23 protein-coding genes and 1 pseudogene are annotated in these 23276 nt (G+C 69.3%); 12 read left to right on the forward strand and 12 right to left on the reverse strand.

Annotation, left to right across the window (positions count from 1 at the left end; genetic code table 11):
- Positions 1 to 2 precede the first annotated feature (2 nt).
- Together ACIPC1_RS18920 and ACIPC1_RS18925 are read right to left on the reverse strand one after the other, a co-directional pair.
- Positions 3 to 2336, reverse strand: coding sequence for an FHA domain-containing protein (locus tag ACIPC1_RS18920; protein ID WP_402518330.1), 2334 nt, complete (start codon positions 2334 to 2336; stop codon positions 3 to 5).
- A 105-nt stretch (positions 2337 to 2441) separates the two neighbouring features.
- Positions 2442 to 2852 carry a hypothetical protein gene (locus tag ACIPC1_RS18925; protein WP_402518333.1) on the reverse strand — a complete coding sequence of 137 codons (411 nt, stop codon included), beginning with the start codon at positions 2850 to 2852 and terminating at the stop codon, positions 2442 to 2444.
- 356 nt (positions 2853 to 3208) lie between these two features.
- Here ACIPC1_RS18925 and ACIPC1_RS18930 point away from each other — a divergent pair, with 356 nt between their 5' ends.
- Together ACIPC1_RS18930 and ACIPC1_RS18935 are read left to right on the forward strand one after the other, a co-directional pair.
- A complete protein-coding gene (locus ACIPC1_RS18930) occupies positions 3209 to 3586 on the forward strand; it encodes a nuclear transport factor 2 family protein (RefSeq protein ID WP_402518336.1) in 378 nt (125 codons plus the stop codon).
- 92 nt (positions 3587 to 3678) lie between these two features.
- Entirely contained in the window at positions 3679 to 3966 is a 288-nt protein-coding gene (locus tag ACIPC1_RS18935; protein ID WP_402518339.1) for a DUF1905 domain-containing protein, read from the forward strand.
- A gap of 13 nt (positions 3967 to 3979) precedes the next feature.
- Here ACIPC1_RS18935 and ACIPC1_RS18940 read toward each other — a convergent pair whose 3' ends face one another.
- Entirely contained in the window at positions 3980 to 4909 is a 930-nt protein-coding gene (locus ACIPC1_RS18940; protein ID WP_402518342.1) for an AraC family transcriptional regulator, read from the reverse strand.
- Between the two features lie 99 nt (positions 4910 to 5008).
- On the opposite strand from ACIPC1_RS18940, the gene ACIPC1_RS18945 reads away from it, so the two are divergent.
- Positions 5009 to 6007 carry an oxidoreductase gene (locus ACIPC1_RS18945; RefSeq protein ID WP_402518344.1) on the forward strand — a complete coding sequence of 333 codons (999 nt, stop codon included), beginning with the start codon at positions 5009 to 5011 and terminating at the stop codon, positions 6005 to 6007.
- On the opposite strand, the gene mgrA is transcribed toward ACIPC1_RS18945, so the two are convergent.
- Positions 5988 to 6989, reverse strand: coding sequence for an L-glyceraldehyde 3-phosphate reductase (mgrA, locus tag ACIPC1_RS18950; protein ID WP_402518345.1), 1002 nt, complete (start codon positions 6987 to 6989; stop codon positions 5988 to 5990). The genes ACIPC1_RS18945 and mgrA overlap by 20 nt on opposite strands.
- A 148-nt stretch (positions 6990 to 7137) precedes the next feature.
- On the opposite strand from mgrA, the gene ACIPC1_RS18955 reads away from it, so the two are divergent.
- Entirely contained in the window at positions 7138 to 8022 is an 885-nt protein-coding gene (locus tag ACIPC1_RS18955; protein ID WP_402518347.1) for a LysR family transcriptional regulator, read from the forward strand.
- 61 nt (positions 8023 to 8083) lie between these two features.
- Positions 8084 to 8584, forward strand: a complete 501-nt coding sequence (locus tag ACIPC1_RS18960; protein WP_402518350.1) for a DinB family protein — start codon at positions 8084 to 8086, stop codon at positions 8582 to 8584.
- A gap of 41 nt (positions 8585 to 8625) precedes the next feature.
- On the opposite strand, the gene ACIPC1_RS18965 is transcribed toward ACIPC1_RS18960, so the two are convergent.
- Both ACIPC1_RS18965 and ACIPC1_RS18970 read right to left on the reverse strand, forming a co-directional pair.
- Positions 8626 to 9696 (reverse strand): adenosine deaminase, encoded by a 1071-nt coding sequence (locus ACIPC1_RS18965; RefSeq protein WP_402518352.1) that lies wholly within the window; start codon positions 9694 to 9696, stop codon positions 8626 to 8628.
- Between the two features lie 33 nt (positions 9697 to 9729).
- Positions 9730 to 10137: a VOC family protein gene (locus ACIPC1_RS18970; RefSeq protein WP_402518354.1), complete on the reverse strand. Its 408-nt coding sequence runs from the start codon at positions 10135 to 10137 to the stop codon at positions 9730 to 9732.
- 571 nt (positions 10138 to 10708) lie between these two features.
- Between ACIPC1_RS18970 and ACIPC1_RS18975 the strand changes: the two are divergent.
- Both ACIPC1_RS18975 and ACIPC1_RS18980 read left to right on the forward strand, forming a co-directional pair.
- Positions 10709 to 10942, forward strand: a pseudogene (locus ACIPC1_RS18975) (phosphatase PAP2 family protein); the annotation flags it as partial.
- Positions 10943 to 11290: 348 nt separating this feature from the next.
- Complete coding sequence (locus tag ACIPC1_RS18980) at positions 11291 to 12001, forward strand: dienelactone hydrolase family protein (RefSeq protein ID WP_402518803.1); 711 nt, start codon at positions 11291 to 11293, stop codon at positions 11999 to 12001.
- A 33-nt stretch (positions 12002 to 12034) separates the two neighbouring features.
- Here the strand turns inward: ACIPC1_RS18980 and ACIPC1_RS18985 are convergent, their stop codons facing one another.
- From ACIPC1_RS18985 to ACIPC1_RS19010, 6 genes are all read right to left on the reverse strand, one after another.
- Entirely contained in the window at positions 12035 to 12709 is a 675-nt protein-coding gene (locus ACIPC1_RS18985; RefSeq protein ID WP_402518355.1) for an NAD-dependent epimerase/dehydratase family protein, read from the reverse strand.
- 184 nt (positions 12710 to 12893) lie between these two features.
- On the reverse strand, positions 12894 to 13064 hold the full coding sequence (locus tag ACIPC1_RS18990; protein ID WP_402518356.1) for a hypothetical protein: 171 nt from the start codon (positions 13062 to 13064) through the stop codon (positions 12894 to 12896).
- Positions 13065 to 13400: 336 nt separating this feature from the next.
- The gene (locus tag ACIPC1_RS18995) at positions 13401 to 14306 is read right to left on the reverse strand and encodes an aldo/keto reductase (RefSeq protein WP_402518359.1); all 906 of its coding nucleotides are present in this window, start codon (positions 14304 to 14306) and stop codon (positions 13401 to 13403) included.
- A gap of 84 nt (positions 14307 to 14390) precedes the next feature.
- Positions 14391 to 15281 (reverse strand): glycoside hydrolase family 19 protein, encoded by an 891-nt coding sequence (locus tag ACIPC1_RS19000; RefSeq protein WP_402518361.1) that lies wholly within the window; start codon positions 15279 to 15281, stop codon positions 14391 to 14393.
- Positions 15282 to 15615: 334 nt separating this feature from the next.
- Positions 15616 to 16938 (reverse strand): aldehyde dehydrogenase family protein, encoded by a 1323-nt coding sequence (locus ACIPC1_RS19005; protein WP_402518363.1) that lies wholly within the window; start codon positions 16936 to 16938, stop codon positions 15616 to 15618.
- A gap of 196 nt (positions 16939 to 17134) precedes the next feature.
- Positions 17135 to 17581 carry a MarR family winged helix-turn-helix transcriptional regulator gene (locus ACIPC1_RS19010; protein ID WP_402518365.1) on the reverse strand — a complete coding sequence of 149 codons (447 nt, stop codon included), beginning with the start codon at positions 17579 to 17581 and terminating at the stop codon, positions 17135 to 17137.
- 99 nt (positions 17582 to 17680) lie between these two features.
- Here ACIPC1_RS19010 and ACIPC1_RS19015 point away from each other — a divergent pair, with 99 nt between their 5' ends.
- The 5 genes from ACIPC1_RS19015 (at position 17681) to urtD (ending at position 23269) form a co-directional block, all read left to right on the forward strand.
- Positions 17681 to 18793, forward strand: coding sequence for a substrate-binding domain-containing protein (locus tag ACIPC1_RS19015; RefSeq protein WP_402518368.1), 1113 nt, complete (start codon positions 17681 to 17683; stop codon positions 18791 to 18793).
- 332 nt (positions 18794 to 19125) lie between these two features.
- Positions 19126 to 20349 (forward strand): urea ABC transporter substrate-binding protein, encoded by a 1224-nt coding sequence (gene urtA, locus ACIPC1_RS19020; protein WP_384376683.1) that lies wholly within the window; start codon positions 19126 to 19128, stop codon positions 20347 to 20349.
- A gap of 63 nt (positions 20350 to 20412) precedes the next feature.
- Complete coding sequence (gene urtB / locus ACIPC1_RS19025) at positions 20413 to 21309, forward strand: urea ABC transporter permease subunit UrtB (protein ID WP_402518371.1); 897 nt, start codon at positions 20413 to 20415, stop codon at positions 21307 to 21309.
- A complete protein-coding gene (urtC, locus tag ACIPC1_RS19030) occupies positions 21306 to 22457 on the forward strand; it encodes an urea ABC transporter permease subunit UrtC (RefSeq protein ID WP_402518373.1) in 1152 nt (383 codons plus the stop codon). The genes urtB and urtC overlap by 4 nt, the downstream gene beginning before the upstream one ends.
- Positions 22454 to 23269, forward strand: coding sequence for an urea ABC transporter ATP-binding protein UrtD (urtD, locus tag ACIPC1_RS19035; RefSeq protein WP_402518376.1), 816 nt, complete (start codon positions 22454 to 22456; stop codon positions 23267 to 23269). The genes urtC and urtD overlap by 4 nt, the downstream gene beginning before the upstream one ends.
- The last annotated feature ends 7 nt before the right edge of the window (positions 23270 to 23276 follow it).

The raw sequence follows: 23276 nt of genomic DNA on the forward strand, positions 1-23276 counted from the left end.
GCCTACTTCCGCATGACGGCGGGTTCGTGCCGCCGCAGCAGGCGGATCACCACGTACCCGAAGACGACCGAGAGGACGACCAGCATCCCCATGTTGAGAAGCCAGACGCCGGTCTCGTGCCGGAACAGCGGGTCGCCGGTCAGCTTCCCAGGGACGATCCGGGCCAGCCCGATGGTCCCTGCCATCGCGCCCAGAGCCCAGCGCGAGGGCACCAGCCAGGCGAGCTGTTCGATGCCGGGCACACCGTTCAGTTTCAACAGCGCGCCGCAGAAGACCACTTGGACGATGGCCAGCAGCACGAGCAGCGGCATGGTGACCTCCTCCTTGCGCACCATGGCGGAGACGAGGAGACCGAGCATCATCGCGGTGAAGGCGAGCAGGGCCACGGCCACCGTGATCTCGACGAGCGGCGGCATGAGGACGCCTTCTCCGCCGGGTGCGTTGAGATCGACGCCGAACAGACCGACGAGGCTCAGCACAACGGCCTGAAGCACGGTGATGGCGCCCAGAACCACGACCTTGGACATGAGGTACGCCGATCTGGACAGGCCGACGGCGCGCTCGCGCTGGTAGATGACCCGTTCCTTGACCAGTTCGCGCACGGCGTTGGCCGCGCCCGTCAGGACTCCCCCCACGCACAGAATGAGCAGTGCGTTCATCGCCGTCTCCTGCGTCAGGCGGCTTCCGGCCAGTGCCCGGGCCATCGCGCCCATCACGAACGGCAGCGCGATCATGATGATGAGGAAGGTCCGGTCGGCGCTGAGGGCGGCGGCGTAGCGGCGGATCAGGGTGCTGAGCTGGGCACCCCAGCTCTGTGGCTTGGGCGGTGGTCCGACGGGGGCGACCGGGGCGGCCTGAGCCTGATACGGCTGCGAGGTGGAGTTGTCGATGTACTGGCGGTGGAAGGGTGACACCCGGTAGTCGCCCGCCCAGTCCCGGTCGTGGTCCCGCTCGAAGTCCTCGAAGGCCTCCGGCCACTGCTCGTAGCCGAAGAAGGCGAGGGCGTCCTCGGGTGGTCCGTAGTAGGCGACCTTCCCGCCGGGCGCGAGCACGAGGAGCCGGTCGCAGACGTCGAGGCTGAGCACACTGTGGGTGACCACGATGACCGTGCGGCCGTCGTCGGCGAGGCCCCGAAGCATGTGCATGACCGAGCGGTCCATGCCGGGGTCGAGGCCGGACGTCGGTTCGTCGAGGAACAGCAGCGACGGCTTGGTCAGCAGTTCCAGGGCCACGCTGACCCGCTTGCGCTGACCGCCGGAGAGGCTGTGAATGGGCTGGTCGGCGCGCTGCCCAAGACCCAGCTCACCGATCACCTCGTCGACCCGGGCCTGCCGCTCCGCCTTCGCGGTGTCCTGCGGGAACCGCAGCCGGGCGGCGTAGGTGAGGGCTTTGCGCACGGTCAGCTGGGTGTGCAGGATGTCGTCCTGCGGAACGAGGCCGATGCGCTGGCGCAGCTCGGCGTAGTCGCGGTAGAGGTCACGGCCGTCGTAGAGGACCGTGCCGCGGTCGGCGGGGCGCAGACCGGTCAGGGCGTTCAGGAGCGTGGACTTCCCGGCGCCGCTCGGGCCCACGACGGCGAGCAGGCATTTCTCGCCGACGGGAAAGGACACCTGGTCCAGCAGCGTCTTGCGTCCGTGGTCGACGGCGACCGTGAGGTCCTGGACGTCGAGGGAGACCTCGCCCGTGTCGACGTACTCCTGAAGCTGGTCGCCGACGAGACAGAACGCGGAGTGGCCGATGCCGACGATGTCACCGGGCGTGACCGGCGCGCGGCTCACGGTCCGGCCGTTGAGGAAGGTGCCGTTGTGGCTGCCGAGGTCGACGATCTCGTACGACCCGTCCGGCAGCGCGCGGAGCTCGGCGTGCCGTCGCGAGACGACCAGGTCGTCGATGACCAGGTCGTTGTCGCCGCCGCGGCCGATGCGGACGGTGCGGGCGGGCAGCGGCCGTACGGTGGTCGGCCGCCGGAAGGTGCCGGTGGCGGAGGGCAGCGAGACGGCCGACGGGCGTTCCGGAGGCCGGTCGGCGAGTACCGCGCGGGGACCGTCGGAGGGGTTGCCGAAGCGCAGGACGCTGCCCGGTCCGACGCCCCACTCGTGGACGCGCCGGCCGTCGGCGTACGTGCCGTTCGTGCTGTTCTCGTCCTCGACCGTCCAGTGGTCGGCCTCGGGGCGAAGCACGGCGTGGTGCCACGAGACCCGGGCGTCGTCGATGACGACATCGCTCAACGGGTCGCGTCCGACGTGGTAGTCGCGGCTGGGAGTCATCACCATGGAACCCGTCTCGGTTTCGAGCACGAGTTCGGGCGCGATGGGCATGACCGGCCGCTCTGCCATGCCTGAATTCTAGCTATTCGTCCATATATTCGCCTGACGGGTGTCTTCACGGGGCGCCATCGAGGGCCCCTGGCGGATTGCGGGCCGGGCGGGCAGCTCCGCAGGTCAGGCCGCCGAGCTGCCGAGTACGGCGGCGGTCCGCTGCATGCGCCGGGCGTCCACGGACTCGGCCATCAGCTCGTACTCGGTGGTGTCGTCATTGGTGGCGACGCGGACGAGCCTTCCGGCGGCCAACTCATCGGCGACCAGCTCCTGTTGCGTCGAGTCGCCGCACCAGGCACGCAGGACGCCGGGCACGTCCGGGACGGTCGGCCCCACCGGCGCGATGGAGTTCGGCGGGAAGGTCGGATCCTCGGGCTGCGGGTCGAGCCGCTCGGCCATCCACGCGGCACGGTCCCGCATCCACCACAGGGCGAGCGCCAGAGTGGGCGCGCGATAACTTCCCAGCGGCACACCCACCCGCTGACCGCCGCATATTCCGTACGCGGTGACATAGCACAGGAATTCATCGTGCACGATCGCTCCCCCATCGCGTCGCTCGCTGCCGGAACTGCCTCACTTTCCCTGCGGCTCGCCTGCTGTGCATGATGGCGCTGTTGTGCATGATGACGCTGTACGGGCTTGGCTGAATTGCCCTTGGATTCGAGTATCGCCACTCCTGACACACTGTCACCACGCCATTCCAGCCAGTCTCCTGGCATATTCGTCACCAGATTTGGCCGAAACCCAACGGGCCACCTTTACCCCAGAGGTAATCGACGCTTGCGAGGGCCTCCGGGCATGGTTGCGATATCGGATCCCAGCAGCGCATCACCCCCCGGAATCCGGATCCCGACCTGCACGAACCCCGATGCGATGGAGGCTGATCAACCATGTCCGCAAGCAACGACCGTTACGAGAGTGCCGTAGCCCGCTACTTCGAGGCCTGGAACGCCGCCGAGCCGGACGCGCTCGCGAAGACGGTCGCCGCCGCGTGGGCCCCGGACGGCGACTACACCGACCCGCTGGCCGAGGTCCGCGGCCACGAGCAGATCGCCGCCGTGATCGCCGCGGTGCACGAGCAGTTCCCCGGCTTCGCCTTCCACCTCACGGGCACGATCGACGGACACCACGACACCGCGCGCTTCGGCTGGGAACTGGTCCACGAGGCGGACGGTTCGGCGCCCGTCGCCGGATTCGACGTGATCACCCTCGACGGCGAGGACCGTATCCGGAGTGTGCACGGATTCCTGGACCGCGTCCCCGCCTAGGTCGTCGGGGCACGGACAACTGTCTCCCCGCGATGAGTTTTCCGGCTCACGGTGGTCTCTTGAGTAGGGCACCTACGGAAAGGGAGAACCCCATGAGCACCGTGAGCAAAGTGGACGCGCACTTCACCGCTGTGTTGAAGAAGAGTCCCGAAGCCGGCAGTTGGACCTACGTCAAATGGGCGGAGTCCGTCGCGTTCTTCGGGACCCGCGGACTGGTCAAGGTCAGCGGCACGATCGACGGCCATCCTTTCCGCAGTTCCTTCATGGCCCTGGGGGACGGCACCCACATGCTGCCGGTCAAGGCCGAGGTGCGCAGAGCGATCGGAAAGGCGGAGGGCGACACGGTGACGGTGCGACTGGAGAAGCGGCTCAACGCCTGAGCCCGGCCGCGGCTCAGGTCGTGACCACGGTCCGTGCCGCGTCCCGGTAACGCTTCGGGGCCATTCCGGTCGTGCGCTTGAAGGCGTTGCTGAACGCGCTCTCGGACGTGTAGCCGACCCGCTGAGCCAGCGCCGACAACGAGGTCTCACCGTCCCGCAGGGCACGCCGGGCCAGACTCATGCGCCAGTCGAGCAGATAGGTCAGGGGCGGTACGCCGGCCACCGCACGGAAGCGCTGGGCGAAGGTGGTCCGTGACATCGCGGCCGCTCGGGCGAGTTCCTCCAGCTGCCAGGGGCGGCCGGGCTCGGCGTGCATCAGCCGCAGGGCGGGGGCGATGCGGTCGTCGGCGAGGGCCCGCAGCCGCCCGGCCGGAAGTGCGTCGGCGTCCGCGAGGTAGGCGCGCAGGACCTGGACGAACATCAGCTGGGCGAGCTGGTCGGACGCGAAGTCGGCGCCGGCATGGCCGGCGGTCAGTTCATGGACGAGTTGGTCGAGCAGCCAGCCCAGCACGGGTGCCTCGGCCGCGGCGGCGCGGACATGCAGCAGCGGCGGCAGAGCGTGCAGCAGCAACTCCTCGCCGTTTCGCCCCAGTTCGACATGACCGCCGATGGAGACGACGTCCGTGCCCGCACCGAACCGGACCATGGGGCCGGCCGCGCCGGCGAACAGCGTCGACGCGTCGGCCGGTTCCAGCGCCGGATCGCTGGAGACCACGAAGGGGCGGCTGCCGTCGAAGACGGCCACGTCTCCGGCCTCCAGCAGCACGGCCTCCGGCATGTCGTCGAGGGCCACCCAGAAGCTCCCCTTCACCACAGCGGTGATCTTGAGCCGACCGGGCCGGGGGAAGCGCAGCGCCCAGTCACCGCCGGCCGTGAAGCCACCGGAGATGACGCATCGGGCGTCGGTGAGAGCGAGGGTGTCGGAGAGGGGATCAGCAGGCATATCCGTACTATCGCGCAAGTAATACGGACTCTCAAGCATTCAGCGTACGGATCTCCGGTCATACGGTGGCAGGACAGCCCACTGAAGGAGATCCGAGCCATGACCACCGTCCAAGAGCCCCTCCACTCCGGATTCGACGCCGCGTCCACCGCCGAGGACGTCATCAAGGGCATCGACCTGACCGGCAAGGTCGCCGTCGTCACCGGCGGCTATTCCGGCATCGGCCTGGAGACCGCGCGCGTGCTGCGTTCCGCGGGCGCCGAGGTCGTCGTACCGGCGCGCGACACCGACAGGGCGCGGGCCGCGCTGAAGGAGGTCGACGGCGTCGAGGTCGAGACGATGGATCTGCTCGACCCCGCATCCATCGACGCCTTCGCGGAGCGTTTCCTCGCCTCCGGCCGACCGCTCCACATCCTCGTGAACAGCGCGGGCATCATGGCGACTCCACTGATGCGCGACGCGCGGGGTTACGAGGCGCAGTTCGCCACCAACCACCTCGGCCACTTCCGGCTGGCCGCCCGGCTGCGGCCCGCACTGCGCCGGGCGGGCGGGGCGCGGGTCGTCTCGGTGTCGTCCTGGGGACACCGCTTCTCACCGGTCGTGTTCGACGACCCGCACTTCGAGCGCCGCGAGTACGACCGCTGGGCGGCCTACGGCCAGTCCAAGACGGCCAACATCCTGTTCGCGGTCGGGCTGGACGCCCGCGCAAAGGCTGACGGAGTGCGGGCCTTCTCCCTCCACCCGGGAAGCATCGTCGCGACCGGCCTGAAGAAGTACCTCGCGGAGGAGGACCTGAAGGCCGTCGGCGTACTCGACGACGACGGGCAGCCGGTGCTGGACCCCGAGCGGCAGCTGAAGACGGTCGAGCAGGGAGCGGCCACCAGCGTGTGGTGCGCCACCAGCCCCCTGCTCGACTCCCTGGGCGGCCTCTACTGCGAGAACAGCGACGTCGCTCCCCCGATGTCCCTGGAGGAGGGTCGCGACTGGACCCTCATGAACAGGTCCTGGAAGGCCGGCGTACTGCCCTACGCCGTCGACCCCGAGGCGGCCGACCGGCTCTGGGAGCTCAGCGAGCGCCTCATCGACCCGCAGGCTTGATGATCGCGTCGATCCGGGCCAGCTCTTCCGGGTCGAAGTCCAGGGCGCGGGTGGCCGTCACGCTGTCCTCCAGCTGCTGGGTGCTGCTCGCGCCGATGAGCGCGGAGGTCACCCGGCCGCCGCGCAGCACCCAGGCCAGCGCCAGCTGGGCCAGGGACTGGCCACGGGACTTGGCGATCTCGTCGAGGGCGCGCAGCTGTCGTACGAGATCCTCGGTGACCGTGTCGGCGCTCAGGAACGGGCTGTCACTGGCGGCGCGCGAGCCCTCCGGGATGCCGTCGAGGTAACGGCTGGTCAGCAGGCCCTGCTCCAGCGGCGAGTAGGCGATGGAGCCGACTTTCAGCTCGTCCAGGGCGTCCAGGAGCCCCTCCTCCTCGGGCCGGCGGTCGAGCATCGAGTAGCGCGGCTGGTGGATCAGCAGCGGGGTGCCCAGTTCGCCGAGGATGCGGGCGGCCTCGCGGGTCTGCTCCGGCGAGTAGTTGGAGACGCCGACGTACAGCGCCTTGCCCTGCTGGACCGCCGAGTGCAGGGCGCCCATCGTCTCCTCCAGGGGAGTCTCCGGGTCGGGGCGGTGCGAGTAGAAGATGTCCACGTATTCGAGACCCATGCGGCCAAGGCTCTGGTCCAGCGAGGACAGCAGGTACTTGCGCGAACCCCATTCGCCGTACGGGCCCGGCCACATCAGGTAGCCCGCCTTGGTGGAGATGACCAGCTCGTCGCGGTAGGGCGTGAAGTCGGCCTTCAGGGCGTCGCCGAGGGCGGACTCGGCGGCGCCGGGCGGCGGGCCGTAGTTGTTCGCCAGGTCGAAGTGGCTGACGCCGAGATCGAAGGCGCGGCGCAGGATCGCGCGCTGGGTGTCCACGGGCCGGTCGGGGCCGAAGTTGTGCCACAGGCCGAGCGACAGCGCGGGAAGCTTCAGGCCGCTGCGTCCGGTGCGCCGGTAGGGCATGTCCGCGTAACGGTCGGTGTGTGCGGTGTACAACGCGTACTCCTGAGATGCCGGGAAAATCAGGTCTCCACTCTCGCGCGTGCCCGGGGCAGCGGTCCAACGGGAGAATCGGATGGCATTCAGCGCCGGCGCTTCTCAATCGGCGAGGGCGGTTTCCGCGCGGCGACTACCCTTGTCCCTCATGGAACTGCGCCATCTCCAGCATTTCGTCGCCGTCGCCGAGGACCAGCACTTCACCCGGGCGGCCGAGCGGCTCATGGTGTCGCAGTCGGGCCTGTCGTCCTCGATCCGCGCTCTGGAACGGGAGCTACAGGCTCCACTGTTCGTCCGTACCACTCGCCGGGTCACGCTCACCGAGGCCGGCCGGGCCCTGCTCGGCGAGGCGGAGCGGATCCTCGCCCAGGTCCGCTCGGCCCACGACGCCGTGGCCGCGGTGCAGGGTGTGCTGCGCGGCACGCTCGCCCTCGGCACCGAGCAGTGCATCGCCGGAGTGCATGTGGCCACGCTGCTTGCCGCGTTCCGGCGGCGCCACCCCGACGTGGAGATCCGACTGCGACAGGCGGGCTCCTGGGCGCTGGCCGAGGAGGTCGCCGCCGGGCGGCTCGACCTGGCCTTCGCCGTGCGGACCCAGGCGGACACCGACCAGTTGCGTTCGGTGCCGCTGACCAGCGAGCCGATGACCGTGCTCTGCCATCCGAAGCACCGCCTCGCGAGCGCCGCGGTGCTCGCGCCCGAGGAACTGGGCGGCGAGGACTTCGTCGACTTCCACCCCGACTGGGGGCCGCGCCGCACCACGGACGCGGCCTTCGTCGCCGCGGGCGTGCAGCGGACCGTGACACTTGAGGTCAACGACGTACACAGCCTGCTGGAGCTCGTCCACGAGGGCCTCGGAATCGCTGTGGTGCCACGGCACTTCGGCTTCAAGCGCGAGGCCGGCGATCTCACCGCCCTCCCCTTCAAGGGCGTCTCCGAGGCGTCGTACGAGACGGTCGCCATGCTGCCGCCGGCGGACGCCACCAGTCCGGCCGCACGGGCGCTGATGGTCCTGCTCGACTCCCCGGAGTAGCGCGCCTGACGCCCCTGGGGAGTGGCGCGCGCGGCGGACCGCGATGCGCGATGGTGGACGCATGCACGCAAAGGACATTCTCATCGACGCGTACAGCCGCATCCAGGAAGAGGTCCATGCCACGGTCGACGGACTGTCCGCGGACCGCCTCAACACCCCTCCTGCCGTCGGCGCCAACTCGATCTCCTGGCTGATCTGGCATCTCACCCGCGTCCAGGACGACCATGTCGCCGACGCGGCCGACTTCGAACAGGTCTGGCTTGCGCAGGGGTGGGCCGACCGCTTCGCGCTGGGTCTCCCCCATCGGGACACCGGGTACGGGCACGCGACCAAGCAGGTCGCCCAGGTCCGGGTGGAGTCGGGCGACCTGCTGCTGGGTTACTACGACGCCGTGCACGAACAGACGCTGGGGTTCGTCCGCGGACTGGGCGCCCAGGACCTGGAGCGCGTCGTGGACGAGCACTGGGACCCGCCGGTCACCCTGGGCGTGCGCCTGGTGAGCGTTCTTTCCGACGATCTGCAGCATGTCGGCCAGGCAGCGTACGTACGCGGGTTGCTCTAGGTCCGGTCGTCACGAGGCAGACGGGAATGTGACGACGGGACCTAGAGCGCGGCCTCGTAGCCGGGCAGCACCACGTCGCGGATGAGGGCGTTGCGCTCCTCGAAGGGGAGGAACGCGCTCTTGACCGTGTTCACGGTGACCGTGCGCAAATCCTCGACGGTCCAGGCCGCCTGCTCGACAAGGAGTGACATCTCGCGGGTCATCGTGGTGCCCGACACCAGACGGTTGTCGGTGTTGAGGGTGACCCGGAAACCGAGATCGCGCAGGGCGGTGATGGGGTGCTCGGCGATGGAGGTCGCGGCGCCGGTCTGGAGGTTGGACGTCGGGCACATCTCCAGGGCGATACGGCGGTCGCGGACCCAGCCCGCGAGCCGGCCGAGCTTGCCGTCGACGATGTCCTCGGTGATGCGGACGCCGTGGCCGATGCGCTGGGCGCCGCAGACCTGGAGGGCCTGGTGAATGCTGGGCAGACCGTGCGCCTCACCGGCGTGGATGGTGAACGGCACGTTCTCGCGGCGCAGGTGCTCGAAGGCGGCCAGGTGGTCTGCGGGCGGGAAGCCGTCCTCGGCGCCCGCGATGTCGAAGCCGACGACGCCACCGTCCCGGAAAGCAACTGCGAGGTCCGCGATCTCCCGGGTGCGGTCGAACATCCGCATCCCGCACAGCAGCGTGCCGACGCGCACCGGGGTGCCCGCGGCGGCCGCCTTGGCCATGCCCGCCGCCAGGCCCTCCTGCACGGTCTCGACGACCTCGGGCAGGTTGAGCCCACCGTCCAGCATCAGCTCGGGTGCGTACCGCACCTCGCCGTAGACGACGCCGTCGGCGGCCAGGTCGAGGACGTACTCCTCGGCGGTGCGCAGCAGGCCCTCGCGGCTCTGCATCACGGCGAGGGTGTGCTCGAAGGTGGCTATGTAGCGCACCAGGTCCCCGGAGTTGGCGGCCTCGTAGTACCAGGCGGCCAGGGCCTCGGGATCGGTGGTGGGCAGGGTGTGGCCGACCGACTCGGCGAGCTCCACGAGGGTGTCGGGGCGCAGGCCGCCGTCGAGGTGATCGTGCAGGACGGCCTTGGGGAGTCGGCGGATGGTGTCGATGTCGATGCGGGGCGCGGTCATGCGTGTGTTTCCTCGGCAGCTTGGTTCGGTGGTTTATGCGGTGGGGGCGGGCTGGAGCAGGTCCCAGCGGTTTCCGTACAGGTCCTGGAAGACGACGACCGAGCCGTACGGTTCGTGGCGCGGTTCCTCCAGGAAGGTCACACCGGCGGCGCGCATCCGCGTGTAGTCGCGGGCGAAGTCGTCGGTGTGCAGGAAGAAGCCCACACGCCCGCCGGTCTGATCACCGACCCGCGCGCGCTGTGCCTCGTCCTTGGCGCGGCCCAGCACAAGACCGGTGCCCTGGCCTCCCTGCCCTTCCGCGCCCGGTTCGACCACGACCCAGCGGGAGCCGTCGGGTCGCGGCGTGTCCTGGACCAGCCGGAATCCGAGGGCTTCGGTGTAGAAGCGGATCGCCTCGTCGTAGTCGTCGACGACGAGGGTGACCAGGGCGACGTGTCTCATCGGGACCTCTCCGGAGGATCGTGGGTTATACGTAACACGTAGAGTACGGCATCCTGGATCGAGGGCTCGGCGGACCGTCGTTCCTCGCGGGGCTCACGGCATGGGAACGATCCCGACTCCGCGATCGTCTACAGTTGTGCCGACCGTCTACAGGATTGTAGTCAGCGCGGACGCGGCCGTCCGCCGCGCCCGCGCGCCGTTACGGAAGGGGTCCACGCCGATGCCCGCAGCGCCGCGTACCGCGCCGCCGCTCAAGGACGCCAGGGATCTCGCCGGTTCGATGGCGTTGGGGAGCCTGGTCGCGTTCGTGCTGCTGGCACTGACCGTGTCCGGCCGGGGCGGCGCCGCCCTGTTCGGCGACGAGGACCTCACCTCGTGGTCCGTGGGACACCGTCCGGCCGTCGCGGTCGCCCTGGCGCGCCTGGTGACGAACAGCGGCACGGGGATCATCCCGTTCGTCCTGGTCGGCGTGGCCGGGATCGTTCTCGGGCGCACCGGCAGGCAGCGGATCCTCGCTGTCGTGGGCTGTCTCAGCTGCCTCGCCGCTGCGCAGTCCGTGCGTTACGGCGTGATGTCCTGGGTCGCCCGGCCCCGCCCCGCCACAGCCGACTGGGCCGCGCACGCCTCCCGCTGGTCCTTTCCCTCCGGCCACACCACCACGTCCGCGGTCACCGGCGGGCTGCTCATTCTCGCGGTGCTCGCGCGGGCCGGGCGCGGCAGAACGTCGCTCACCCTTCTCATCGGCTGCTGGGCCGCACTGGTCGGGCTGTCCCGCGTCTATCTGGGCGTTCACTGGTTCTCGGACGTCCTGGGCGGCTGGCTCTTCAGCCTCTGCTGGCTGAGCCTCACCACGTACGCCGTCGCACGGTTCGCTCCCGGCGCCTACTCCGCGATATCGGCGCCGCCACCCCGCCTGGACACGACGGCGGAAGACGGCAACCATGCAGCCGCCCAGCACCGTGAGGTCCCCGTCGGCCCTTCGCCGCAGCCTTCTCTTACGGGCCGTGGGAGCGGCCTGGGTGACCGGGAGTCGGGTGCCGGGCGGGGCGGGGCGGCAGGAAGCCCTACAGGTACGCGTGGCATGGTGGAGATCGATTCGGGGCCGGCCCCGCCGCGCCCTGTGCCGATGCCGCCTCCCCAGGAGTTGAGTGCCATGTCCGAGCTGCCGAAGTCGACCGGAGCCCCGGCCCATCAGAACGTGACGTTCCCCAGCGCCGGGACCACCGCGCACGGATATCTCGCGCTGCCGCCCTCCGGCAGGGGACCCGGCGTCATCGTCATCCAGGAGTGGTGGGGTCTCACCGATCACATAGCGAATGTCACCGACAGGCTGGCGGCGGAGGGATTCGTGGCTCTCGCACCGGACCTGTACGGCGGCAATGTCGCCCACGAGAAGGCCGAAGCGCTGCGGATGGCGAAGGAGCTGCCGGTCTCGCGCGGCGTCGAGCTGCTCTCCGGCGCCGTCGACCACCTCCTCGGGCTGCCCGAGGTGACCTCCGACACGGTGGGCTCGGTCGGCTTCTGCATGGGCGGCGGCTTCGTCCTCCACCTGGCCAGTGTGGACCGGCGCGTCACCGCGGCGGTGCCGTTCTACGGCGCGATCGCGGACCCGGAGCACGACTACTCCGGCCTCAAGGCGCAGATCCAGGGTCACTACGGCGAACTCGACGCGAGTATCTCCAAGGAGGGCCTGGAGCAGATGAGCGCGGCGATCCATCGGCAGTCCGGCATCACTCCGGACATGCACCTGTACCCCGCTCAGCACGCCTTCTTCAATGACGGACGTCCCAGCGTGTACGACCCCGAGTCGGCCGCGCTGGCCTGGCAGCGCACGGTGGCCTTCCTGCACGAGCAATTGGGCTGAGCCTTCGGAGGCCGCCCGCCTCCGGGCAGGGACTCACACCACCTGATGGGCGGCGAGACTCCGCGCGCAGTCGATGATGGCCTCGGCGGCGGGGCGCGGCTGCCACGTCAGCGTCTGCCGAGCCTTGTCGGCGGTGTGCAGATGCCTGCGTCCCAGGTAGGGCGCGACCGCGCGAACCCCGGGATCGAAGCACGCCGGCAGGCGGACCGCGAAGTCGGAGAGTTTGCGCATCGGCACCTGCGCCGCCGCGTCGCCGAGCGCGGCGCGCAGCTCCTGTGCGATGTCGGCCATCCAGCGGAACTCCCCGGCGGCGATGAAACGCTGCCCCGCCGCCTCCGGTGAGGTCATGGCGCGTACGTGCAGGTCGGCGAGGTCACGGACGTCGACGACCTCGAACCCGATCCGGGGTGTCCCGGGCATCCTCCCGCGCAGCAGCCGCTCGATCACCTGCACCGAACCCCGGTTCGCCGGGTCGAGCAGCGGCCCGAAGACCGCTCCCGGCAGAACCGTGGCCAGCGTGGTAGGTCCCTTCCGGTCCCGCATGTACTGCCAGGCGGCCTGTTCCGCGACGGCCTTCGAGTTCCGGTAGGCGGTCAGGGTCGGGTCGTCGGTGTCGGTGTCGGTGTCGGTGTCGGTGTCGGTGTCGGTCCAGCGGGTTTCGTCGCTGACGCTGTCCGGAGCGGCCAGGGGTGGGGCGCGGCGGCGCACGCGGACGTCATGACCACCCGCCGCACCCCTGCGTCCGTGGCGGCGCTCAGCATGCGCAGGGCCCCGTCCCGGGCCGGAGCGACCAGGGCGTCCGAGTCTTTGGGCGCATCTCCGCCCAGCGGCGAGGCCACGTGCAGGACGTGTTCGCGGCCCGCGACCGCCTCCGCCCAGCCCGCGTCCGACGTCAGGTCCGCGACGTCGAACTCAGGCGGCCCGCCGGGTCCACCTCGGTGGAAACGGCAGCCAGTACGGCTTCCTCACGGGACGAACCGCGCACCGTGGTGCGCACGTCGTATCCCTGTTGCAGCAGTTCGACGATGCACCAGCCGGCGACGAATCCGGTGCCGCCGGTCACCAGGACGGTCCCGGTCGTGACGTCACCGCCGCGAGAGGCAGGGCACCGAGGCCGTTGATCTCCGTGCTGGTGAGGACACGCGGTCCTCGCCCCTTCAGTCGGGTCACCCCCAGCATGGCTCGCCCCAGCGTGTCGGTCACCCGCTCCTGAAGTCCGCCGCGCTCACGCACCTGGCACCGCTGCGGCGGATCCCTGGGAAACCCACCCCTCAAGACCACCATCACTCACGCACCCGGCACCCCCGCGGCGGATCCCTCGGAAACGCACCCCTCAAGACCACCCTCCCTCACGCACCCAACCCCCTGGGAAACCCGCCCCCAAAGAACGGCCCCGCTCTCACTCTCCTCGCGCGTGGCGTGCGTCGAGGCGGGTCGTTTCTTCGTCGGTGAGCCGGAGCGCGCCCGCGGCCACGTTCTCCGCGAGGTGGTCCGGGTTGCCGGTGCCGGGGATGGCGAGCACGTGTGGGCCCTGCCGCAGGGTCCAGGCGAGCCGGACCTGTGCGGGGCTAGCGCCGTGCGCACGCGCGACGGCGAGGACCTCGTCGTCATCGGCGCCGCTCGCGCCCTGGGCGCCGCCCTTGCCCGCGATCGCGAAGAAGGGCACGAAGGCGATGCCCTGTTCGCCGCAGATCCGCAGGAGGGCGTCGGTCTCGGGGTCCGGGAAGTCGAGGCCGTACTTGTTCTGCACGCTCACCACGGGTGCGATGGCCTGTGCTTCGGCGAGGTGCCCGGATCCGACGTCGGAGAGGGCGAGGTGCCGGATCAGGCCGGCGTCGCGCAGCTCGGCCAGCGCCCCGAAGTGCTCGGCGATGGAGTCCTGTCGCATTCGGCGGAGATACACCACGTCGAGATGGTCACGGCCGAGCTGCCGCAGGTTTTCCTCGACCTGGCCGCGCAGTTGGTCCGGCCTGGCGGCGGTGCCCCACTCCCCCGAGTAGTCGCGGTGCGGCCCGACCTTCGTGGCGATGACCAGGCCGTCCGGGTACGGGGCGAGCGCGCTGTTGATCAGTTCGTTCGCGGAGCGCAGCGACGAGAAGTAGAAGGCGGCGGTGTCGATGTGGTCGACGCCGAGCTCGATCGCGCGCCGTAGCACGGCGATCGAGCGTGTGCGGTCGCTCGGCGTGCCCAGGTGAAAGGCCGCACTGCCCGTCAGCCGCATCGCGCCGAATCCGATGCGGTTGACGGGCAGATCGCCGAGTTTCCAGGTGCCCGCGGCTGCCGCGGTGATCTTCGCTGAGGTCATCGCGGCAGCCTTGCACACGACCTACGGGTACGTGTACGCGCCCAGGACACCGCTCACACGGACACGGTCAGGGAGATGACGGCGTCAGCAGTAGAGGTTGGCGCCGGCGGTGGTGCCGAGGATGCCGACGAAGCGGTTGTAGGCGTCGACGCGGCTCTGGACCTGCGCGGGGTTCTTCCCGTCGCACTCCAGCGAGCCGTTGATGCTACGGATGGTCTGGCCGAAGCCCGCGCTGTTGACCATGGCGTTGTGGGGGGTCATGGTGCCGGGACCGGTCTGGGTGTTCCAGTACCAGAGGCCGGTCTTCCAGGCCACGGCGGCGTCGGTCTGCACGAGCGAGGGGTTGTTGAGCAGGTCGATGCCGAGCGCGTCGCCGGCGGCCTTGTAGTTGAAGTTCCAGCTGAGCTGGATCGGCCCACGGCCGTAGTACGCGGACTGGCCGGCCGGGCAACCGTACGACTGGCTGTAGTCGCAGTAGTGCGGGTAGTTGGCCGTGTTCTGCTCGACGATGTAGACGAGGCCGCCGGTCTCGTGGTTGACGTTGGCGAGGAAGGCCGCGGCCTCCTGCTTCTTCACCGTGTCGCTGCCGGTTTTGGCGAAGGCCGGGTAGGCGCTCAGCGCGGCGACCAGACCGCTGTAGGTGTAGAAGGAGTTCCGGCTCGGGAACATCTGGTTGAACTGCGCCTCGGTGACGACGAAGCTGGCGGCGGGGGTCCCGGTGCCGCTGTCACAGGCGTAGGGCTCCCAGTACCAGGTGCTGACGGTGGGGTCGTAGCCCGGGTTGTCGTGCTCGGCGATGTAGGCCTTGCCGTCGGTGTAGCGGACGATGTTGCCGGTGACGTACGCCTTGCCGGCCACCCAGCTCGAGTAGCTCGAACAGGCCGCGGCGGAAGCGCTCGTGGCCGGCAAGAGCGCCGGTGCGGCGGTTCCTATGATGACTGCGGCCATGACTGCGGAGATGCGGCGCCTCGACACAGGATCAACTCCTCTTCGGAGCACGGCCGCGCCCGACCAAGAGCAAAGCGAAGCAAAGCCTTGTGCGCACGCGCCGGCGGGGCCGGACACGGCGTCGGGAGCGGCCGTGGTGGGGGGTGTGGAGGCACACTCAACCGTATTGGTCTGTACCAGTCAAGGTCTAGACCAGATGGATCCGACACCGTTGGCGGGTGAACTGCCGAGCATCCGGCGACAATTGGGGAGTACTCCCGATATCGGGTCATTCCATGACACTTGTGACACTTGAACAGCGCGGTGGCCCGGGCCGGTTCACCACCGGCCCGGGCCACCACCCGCCACGTCCCTGACCGCGTCAGCCGAGCGGCTTCTCCAGCACCGCCTTGCGGTGGCTGAACGTCTCGATCGAGTAGCGCCCGTGGTAGCTGCCCATGCCGCTCTCGCCTACCCCGCCGAACGGCAGGTCGGAGACGGTCAGATGGGCGAGCGGCAGGCCGAAGCCGAGACCGCCGGACGAGGTCTCGTCGGCGAGCCGCCGCCGGGTGGTGTCCGAGTCGGTGAAGACGTACAGGGCCAGCGGCTTGGCACGGTCATTGATGAAGCCGATGGCCCCGTCGAGGTCCGCCGCCGTGATGATCGGCAGGATCGGGCCGAAGATCTCCTCCGCCATGACCGGCGACTTGGGGTCGACGTCGGCCAGGACGGTCGGCGCGATGTACTTGACGCCGCGGTCGCTGTCGCCGCCGGTGACCGCGCGGCCGGAGCCGAGCAGCGAGCTGAGCCGGTCGAAGTGCCGTTCGTTGACGATCCGCCCGAACTCGGTGGACTTCTTCGGCTCGGCACCGAAGACCGCCTCGACCGCCCGGACCAGCTCGGGCTCCAGGGCGCGGGCGGTCTCGGGGTCGGTCAGGACGTAGTCGGGTGCGACGCAGGTCTGCCCGGCGTTGAGGAACTTGCCGCGGACGAGCCGGTCGGCGACGACGGCCAGGTCGGTGCCGCGGTCGACGAACGCCGGGGACTTGCCGCCCAGTTCGAGGGCGACGGGGGTGAGGTGCTCGGCGGCGGCGCGCATCACGATGCGGCCGACCGTGCCGTTGCCGGTGTAGAAGATCTGGTCGAAGCGCTCGGCCAGCAGGGCCGTGGTCTCCGGAATCGCACCCTCGACGACGGCGACCGCGTCGGTGTCGAGGTACTGCGGCAGCAGCCGGGCAAGGACGGCGGACGTGGCGGGGGCCAGCTCACTCGGCTTGGCGACCACCGCGTTGCCGGCCGCGAGGGCGCCGAGCAGCGGGGTGAGCAGGAGTTGCACCGGGTAGTTCCAGGGAGCGATGACCAGGACGACGCCCAGGGGGTCGTACTGCGTCCAGGCCGTCGCGTCGTCTCCGAGGTGCGCCGGGACCGGGGCGGGCTCGGGGCGCAGCCAGCTGTCGAGATGCTCCAGGGTGTGGTCGATCTCGCGCACGGTGAAGTTGATCTCGGTGCGGAAGGCCTCCGTGGAGCTCTTGCCGAGGTCAGCGTGGAGGGCGGCGGCGATGTCCTCACCGTGCGTGGTGAGCAGTTCGCGCAGTCGGCGCAGCTGGGTCTTGCGCCATTCGACGGGCTTGGTCCGGCCGGAGCGGAAGGTGGAGCGCAGCCGGGAGACGACGTCGGCGGGCTGCTCGGGGGTGGACTGGTTCACGATGCCTCGCTGGTCTGGCGCGGACGGGTGGGGCCACCGCGCGACGTACTCGATCGCTGGACGTGGAGAGCTGCACGTAGAGAGCTGCACGTACAGCCGAATGTAACAGCTGGATGTATATACCAACCTTTCACGTGCCCAAATAAATTCCGGGCACACGAAAGCACTCTCCGCGACCATAGCGATCCGGAGAGTCTCAGAGAGCGGTCTCGGCGTTCGCCCCGTCCAGCGTGTCCACCAGGCGTTCCAGCAGAGCTCGCAGCAGTTCGTCGTCGCCGTCGCTCAGCACCGGCCACCGGGCACGGACCTCGCGGTCGAGGCGTCGCCAGTACGTCTGACCGCGCGGGGTGAGGTACGCGAGGATGCGGCGCCGGTCGAGCGGGTCGACCCGGCGGTGGACGAGGTTCTGGTCGACGAGGTGGTCGACGAGCTTGGTCAGCGTCGGCGGCGGCAGGAAGGCGGCCTCGGCGAGCGACGTCATGTGTTGCCCCTGGCCGTCACTGAGCAGGGCGAGCACCCGCCACGCGTCGAGCGAGCAGCCGTCCTCGTCCAGCACGCTCTGGAGCCGGCGCGCGGCCAGCCGCTCGGCCCGTGTCAGGAGGTGCGCCAGATCCTGGGGGTGACGCGGAGTTGAGGTTGACATCCTGCTCCTCGGTCCCGGGGCATTACATGGTACGAGCCGCGGCTGTACATGGCATGAGACAGACTGGAGTTCACCGGGCGGACCCGGAATCATGACGCCATGTTCCGGCACGATCCGCCTCCGCCCGACTGGTTCACGGCAGACGACTCCGTGTTCCGGGTGGCGCTCGTGTTCCCCATGCAGGGATCGGCGGGGATCTTCGGACCGACCTGCGAACTCTGCGCACAGCTGGCCGCCGAGGAGGTCAACCGTGCCGGCGGTGTTCTCGGCAGGGAACTGCGGCTGCTGCCGGTCGACGGCGGCAGCGGACCACGCGAAGTCGCCGACCACGTCGAGGCGTTGGTGGACCTGGGAGTCGTGCAGGGCGTCACGGGCTGGCACATCTCCTCGGTGCGGCAGGCCTTGGCGCCGAGGATCGCCCATCGGGTGCCGTACGTCTATACCGCGTTGTACGAAGGTGGCGAGAACACCGCGGGTGTGTTCCTCACCAGCGAGACGCCTCGCGATCAACTCCGGCCCGCGATGGGCTTGTTGGCACATGAGCGCGGGGTGCGGCGCTGGTTCGTCGTGGGCAACGACTATGTGTGGCCCCGCCGTACGGCCCGGGCCGCGCACGGCTACGCGCGGGAGGCCGGCGGCAGGATCCAGGGAGAGGTCTATCTCCCCCTGGGCACGCATGACTTCGGCGCGGTATTGCGCCGTATCGAGCGGTCGGACGCGGACGGCGTACTCATGCTGCTCGTCGGCAGCGACGCGGTCCGCTTCAACCGGGCGTTCGCGGCGGCCGACCTCGACGCGCGCTGTCTGCGGCTGAGCACGCTGATGGACGAGAACATGCTGATGGCGAGCGGGCCGACGGCCACCGTCGACCTCTACAGCACCGCCGGGTTCTTCGCCTCGCTGGCCAACCAGGACACCCTCGACTTCCACGGCCAGTACGCCGGACGGTTCGGCATCGAGGCACCGGCCCTGGGGAGCCTCGGCGAATCCTGTTACGAGGGCGTGCTGTTGCTCGCCGCGCTGATCGGGCGGGCCAGGGCCCTCGACGTGTCGGCGATCGGGGCGGCGGCCGAGACGGTGTCGTACGAGGGCCCGCGCGGGCTGCTCCATCTGCGGGGCGGTCATGTCCGCCAACGCATCTATCTGGCACGGGCGGACGGTGTGGGCTTCGACGTGGTCGCCCAACTCGACCTTCACGGTTCCCACCCTTGACATGCCGCACCCTCGCCAAGATACTTCCCACAGGAAGTAACTAGAATGCCTCGGGCGAATGATGAATTCGGGTGACGAATTCCGCCCCGGGCATTTTTTGTTGCCCGATATTTCCCCGCGCCCACCCCATGAGAGCGGGAAGATACCGCCGGGAAAGTATCGCGAAACACCTTGGAAACAGGGTCACTTGAGGCTGTGGACCGCACTTCAGGAAGTCGTCTCCTCCACAGCCCGAGGGGGTTCTTTTGTCCAGCGGTTCAAGCGGTCCGAGTGATTTCAGCGATACCAGCGTTTCCAGCAGTTCCAACGATTTCAGTGGTCTCCGACGCCGGGTGCTGGCCGGCGCCGCCGCACTCGCGGCGGTCGTCGCGCTCTCCTCGTGCGGTGCGAAGACCGACGCGGGCGGTACGTCCGACAGGGCCGCGCAGGCGGACGTGAGCGGCGACACCGTCAAGGTCGGACTGCTCAACTCGCTGTCCGGCACGATGGCGATCAGCGAGGTGACCGTACGCGACTCACTGAAGCTGGCGATCGACGAGATCAACGCCTCGGGCGGAGTGCTCGGCAAGCAGATCAAGCCGATCAGCGAGGACGGCGCCTCCGACTGGCCGACCTTCGCCGAGAAGGCGCAGAAGCTGATCTCGGAGGACCGGGTCGCGGCCACCTTCGGCTGCTGGACCTCCGCGAGCCGCAAGGCCGTCAAGCCGGTCTTCGAGAAGAACAAGTCGCTGCTGTTCTACCCCGTGCAGTACGAGGGGCTCGAGGAGTCCCCGTACATCTTCTACACGGGCGCGACCACCAACCAGCAGATCATCCCCGCGCTCGACTACCTCAAGAGCCAGGGCAAGAAGAGGATCTACCTGGTCGGCAGCGACTACGTCTTCCCGCGTACCGCCAACAAGGAGATCAAGGCGTACGCCAAGGCGAATGGCATGACGGTGCTGGGCGAGGACTACGCGCCGCTGGGCTCCACGGAGTTCAGCACGATCGCCAACAAGGTGAAGGCGTCGAAGGCGGACGCGGTCTTCAACACCCTCAACGGCGACTCGAACGTGGCCTTCTTCAAGGAGTACAAGTCCGCGGGCCTGACCGCCAAGGGCATGCCGGTCGTCTCCGTGTCGATCGCCGAGGAAGAGGTCAAGTCGATCGGGGCGCAGTACCTGGAGGGCCAGTTGACGGCCTGGAACTACTACCAGACGACTCCGGGCGCGGCGAACACCAAGTTCGTCAAGGCATACAAGGACGAGTACGGCCAGGACAAGCCGACCAGTGACCCGATGGAGGCCGCGTACACCTCGGTCTACCTGTGGAAGGCGATGGTCGAGAAGGCGAAGTCGTTCGACCCCGAGAAGGTCAAGGCCGCCTCGGACGGCATCACCTTCGACGCGCCCGAGGGCAAGGTCACCGTGGACGGCGCGAGCCAGCACATCTACAAGACCGCCCGCATCGGCAGGATCGGCGACGACGGGCTGATCGAGCAGGTCTGGGACTCCGGCAAGCCGATCAAGCCGGACCCGTACCTCAAGGGCTACGACTGGGCCGCCGGCCTCTCCTGATCACCCGTGCGCGGGGGCCCTTCGCGAAGTGGCCTCCGCGTCCCGCCTCCCCGGAGTCGCCGCATGACCGTGATCCTCGGGCAGATGTTCACCGGCGTCAGCATCGGTGCCGTTCTGCTGCTCATCGCGCTCGGCCTCTCGCTCACCTTCGGCCAGATGAATGTCATCAACATGGCCCACGGCGAGTTCATCATGGCCGGCGCCTACACCACCTATGTCCTCCAGAAGTCCATTTCCAGTGCGGGAATTTCACTGCTCGTCGCGCTGCCCGTCGCCTTTCTCGTGTCGGGGGCGCTCGGTGCGCTGCTTGAATGGCTGCTCATTCGCCGCCTTTACCTCCGGCCACTGGACACACTTCTCGTCACGTGGGGCGTCTCCCTGATGCTCCAGCAACTCGCCCGTGACATTTTCGGCGCGCCCAATGTGCAGACCCGTGCGCCCGACGTTCTCACCGGGAACATCACCGTCATCGGCGGCGACGACCCGCTCACGTTCGCCAACAGCCGCCTGTTCATTCTCGGTCTTGCGCTCGCGGCGGTCCTCGCGCTGGCGCTGACGCTGCGGCTCACCCCGCTCGGCCGCCGGATCCGCGCCGTCGTGCAGAACCGGGACCTGGCCGAGGTGTCCGGCATCTCCACCGGCCGCGTCGACCGCACCGCGTTCTTCATCGGGTCCGGACTCGCCGGAGTCGCCGGGGTGGCCCTGACCCTGGTCGGTCCGATCGGGCCGACGATGGGCACCAACGTCATCATCGACGCCTTCCTGGTGATCGTGGTCGGCGGCATCGGACAGCTCAAGGGCACCGTGATCGTCGCCTTCGTGCTGGGCGTGCTGCAGTCCGTACTCGAGTACTCCACCACCGTCAGCGTCGCGAAGGTGCTGGTCCTGGTGGCCATCGTCGCGTTCCTCCAGTGGCGGCCGCAGGGGCTGTACACGCTGCGTACGAGGAGTCTCGTATGACCACCACCAGTCCTGTCGCCCCGAAGCAACCCGCCGGTATCAAGCGGCGGTTCACCGCCCTGCGCCCCGTGGCCGGCTTCGCCGTGGGCGCCGTCGTGCTCTTCGCCGTGGCCCCGCTCGCGCTCTCCGACTTCCGGCTGGGGCTGCTCGCCAAATACCTGTGCACCGCGATCGTCGCCGTGGGCATCTGCCTGGCCTGGGGCCGCGGCGGACTGCTGACACTCGGGCAGGGCGTCTTCTTCGGGCTCGGCGGTTACGCCATGGCCATGCACCTGAAGATCGCGGACGCGGGGCCAGGCAACCTCCCCGACTTCATGCAGTTGTACGGCACCGCCACCGAACTCCCCTGGTGGTGGCGGCCGTTCGCCAATCCGCTCTTCGCGCTCGCGGCGACCGTACTGCTGCCGATGGCCGTCGCGGCGATCCTCGGTTCGTTCATCTTCCGGCGCCGGGTGAAGGGCGCGTACTTCGCGATCCTCAGCCAGGCCCTCGCCGCCGCGTTCGCCATCTGGCTGATCGGCCAGCAGGCCACGACCGGTGGCACCAACGGACTCACCGACATCCAGGGCTTCTTCGGCTACGACCTCGACGACCCGGTCAACCAGCGGATGGTGTACTTCATCATCGCCGCGGTCCTGCTCCTCCTGATGGCCCTGGCCCGCCAGCTGATCCACAGCCGGTACGGCGAACTCCTCGTCGCTGTAAGGGACTCCGAGGAGCGGGTCCGTTTCCTCGGGTACAACCCGGCGAACGTGAAGCTCGTCGCGTATGTGGTGGCGGCGGGCATGGCCGGGCTCGCGGGCGCGCTGTTCGTGCCCGCGGTCGGGATCATCTCCCCCGCCCTGATCGGGATCGTGCCGTCCATCGAGCTGGTCATCGGCGCCGCGGTCGGCGGCCGCGCGATCCTGCTGGGCGCGGTGCTCGGCGCGGTCGGTGTCGCCTGGGCCAAGACGGCGCTGTCGGAGGAGTTCCCCGCGGCCTGGACCTACTTCCAGGGGCTGCTGTTCATCGTCGCCCTGGCTTTCCTGCCCGGGGGTCTCGCCTCGCTGGTGGGGATCGTCCGGCGCCGACGCGGGTCCTCCGGGCCGGCCGACGAGCAGGGGACCGACGAGAAGGCGCCCGCCCTTCCAGTGGGAGAACCGGTATGAGTGAGCTCTCAGGTCTTGAGATACGCCAACTACGGGTGTCCTTCGACGGTTTCACCGCCGTGGACGGAGTCGACCTCGACGTACGCCCGGGCGATCTGCGTTTCCTCATCGGGCCGAACGGCGCGGGCAAGACGACCCTGGTCGACGCCGTCACCGGACTGGTGAAGGCGCAGGGATCGGTGCGCTTCGGGGGCGAGGACATCCTCGGGCGCAGCGTGCACCGGATCGCCCGCTCGGGGATCGGCCGGACCTTCCAGACCGCGACTGTCTTCGACGAGTTGACGGTCCTTCAGAATCTGGACATCGCGGCGGGCGCGGGCCGGGGCATGCTCACGATGCTGCGCCGCCGCAAGGGAGTGCCGGAACCCGTCGCCCGCGCGCTGGACACGGTGGGCCTCACCGAGCTCGCCGACAGCCCGGCCGGGACGCTCGCACACGGTCAGAAACAGTGGCTGGAGATCGGGATGCTGCTCGTCCAGGACGTACGGCTGCTGCTGCTCGACGAACCGGTGGCGGGCATGAGCCACGACGAACGGCAGTCCACCGGTGAGCTGTTGGAGCTCATCAGCCAGGATCGGACCGTCGTCGTCATCGAGCACGACATGGACTTCATGCGCTCCTTCGCCCGCAGCGTCAGCGTGCTGCACGCGGGCAAGGTGCTGAGCGAGGGGACGGTGGCCGAGGTGCAGGCGGATCCGAGAGTGCAGGAGGTGTATCTCGGGCACGCGGCCGATACACCGACCGCCGAGCCTCCGATCGGCGAGGGGCCTATTGGCGAGCCCGCTGCGGGCGTCGCCGTACAGGAGGCGTGAGCGGACA

Source organism: Streptomyces sp. NPDC087263, assembly GCF_044744645.1.
In the GTDB taxonomy this organism is placed as follows: Bacteria; Actinomycetota; Actinomycetes; order Streptomycetales; family Streptomycetaceae; genus Streptomyces.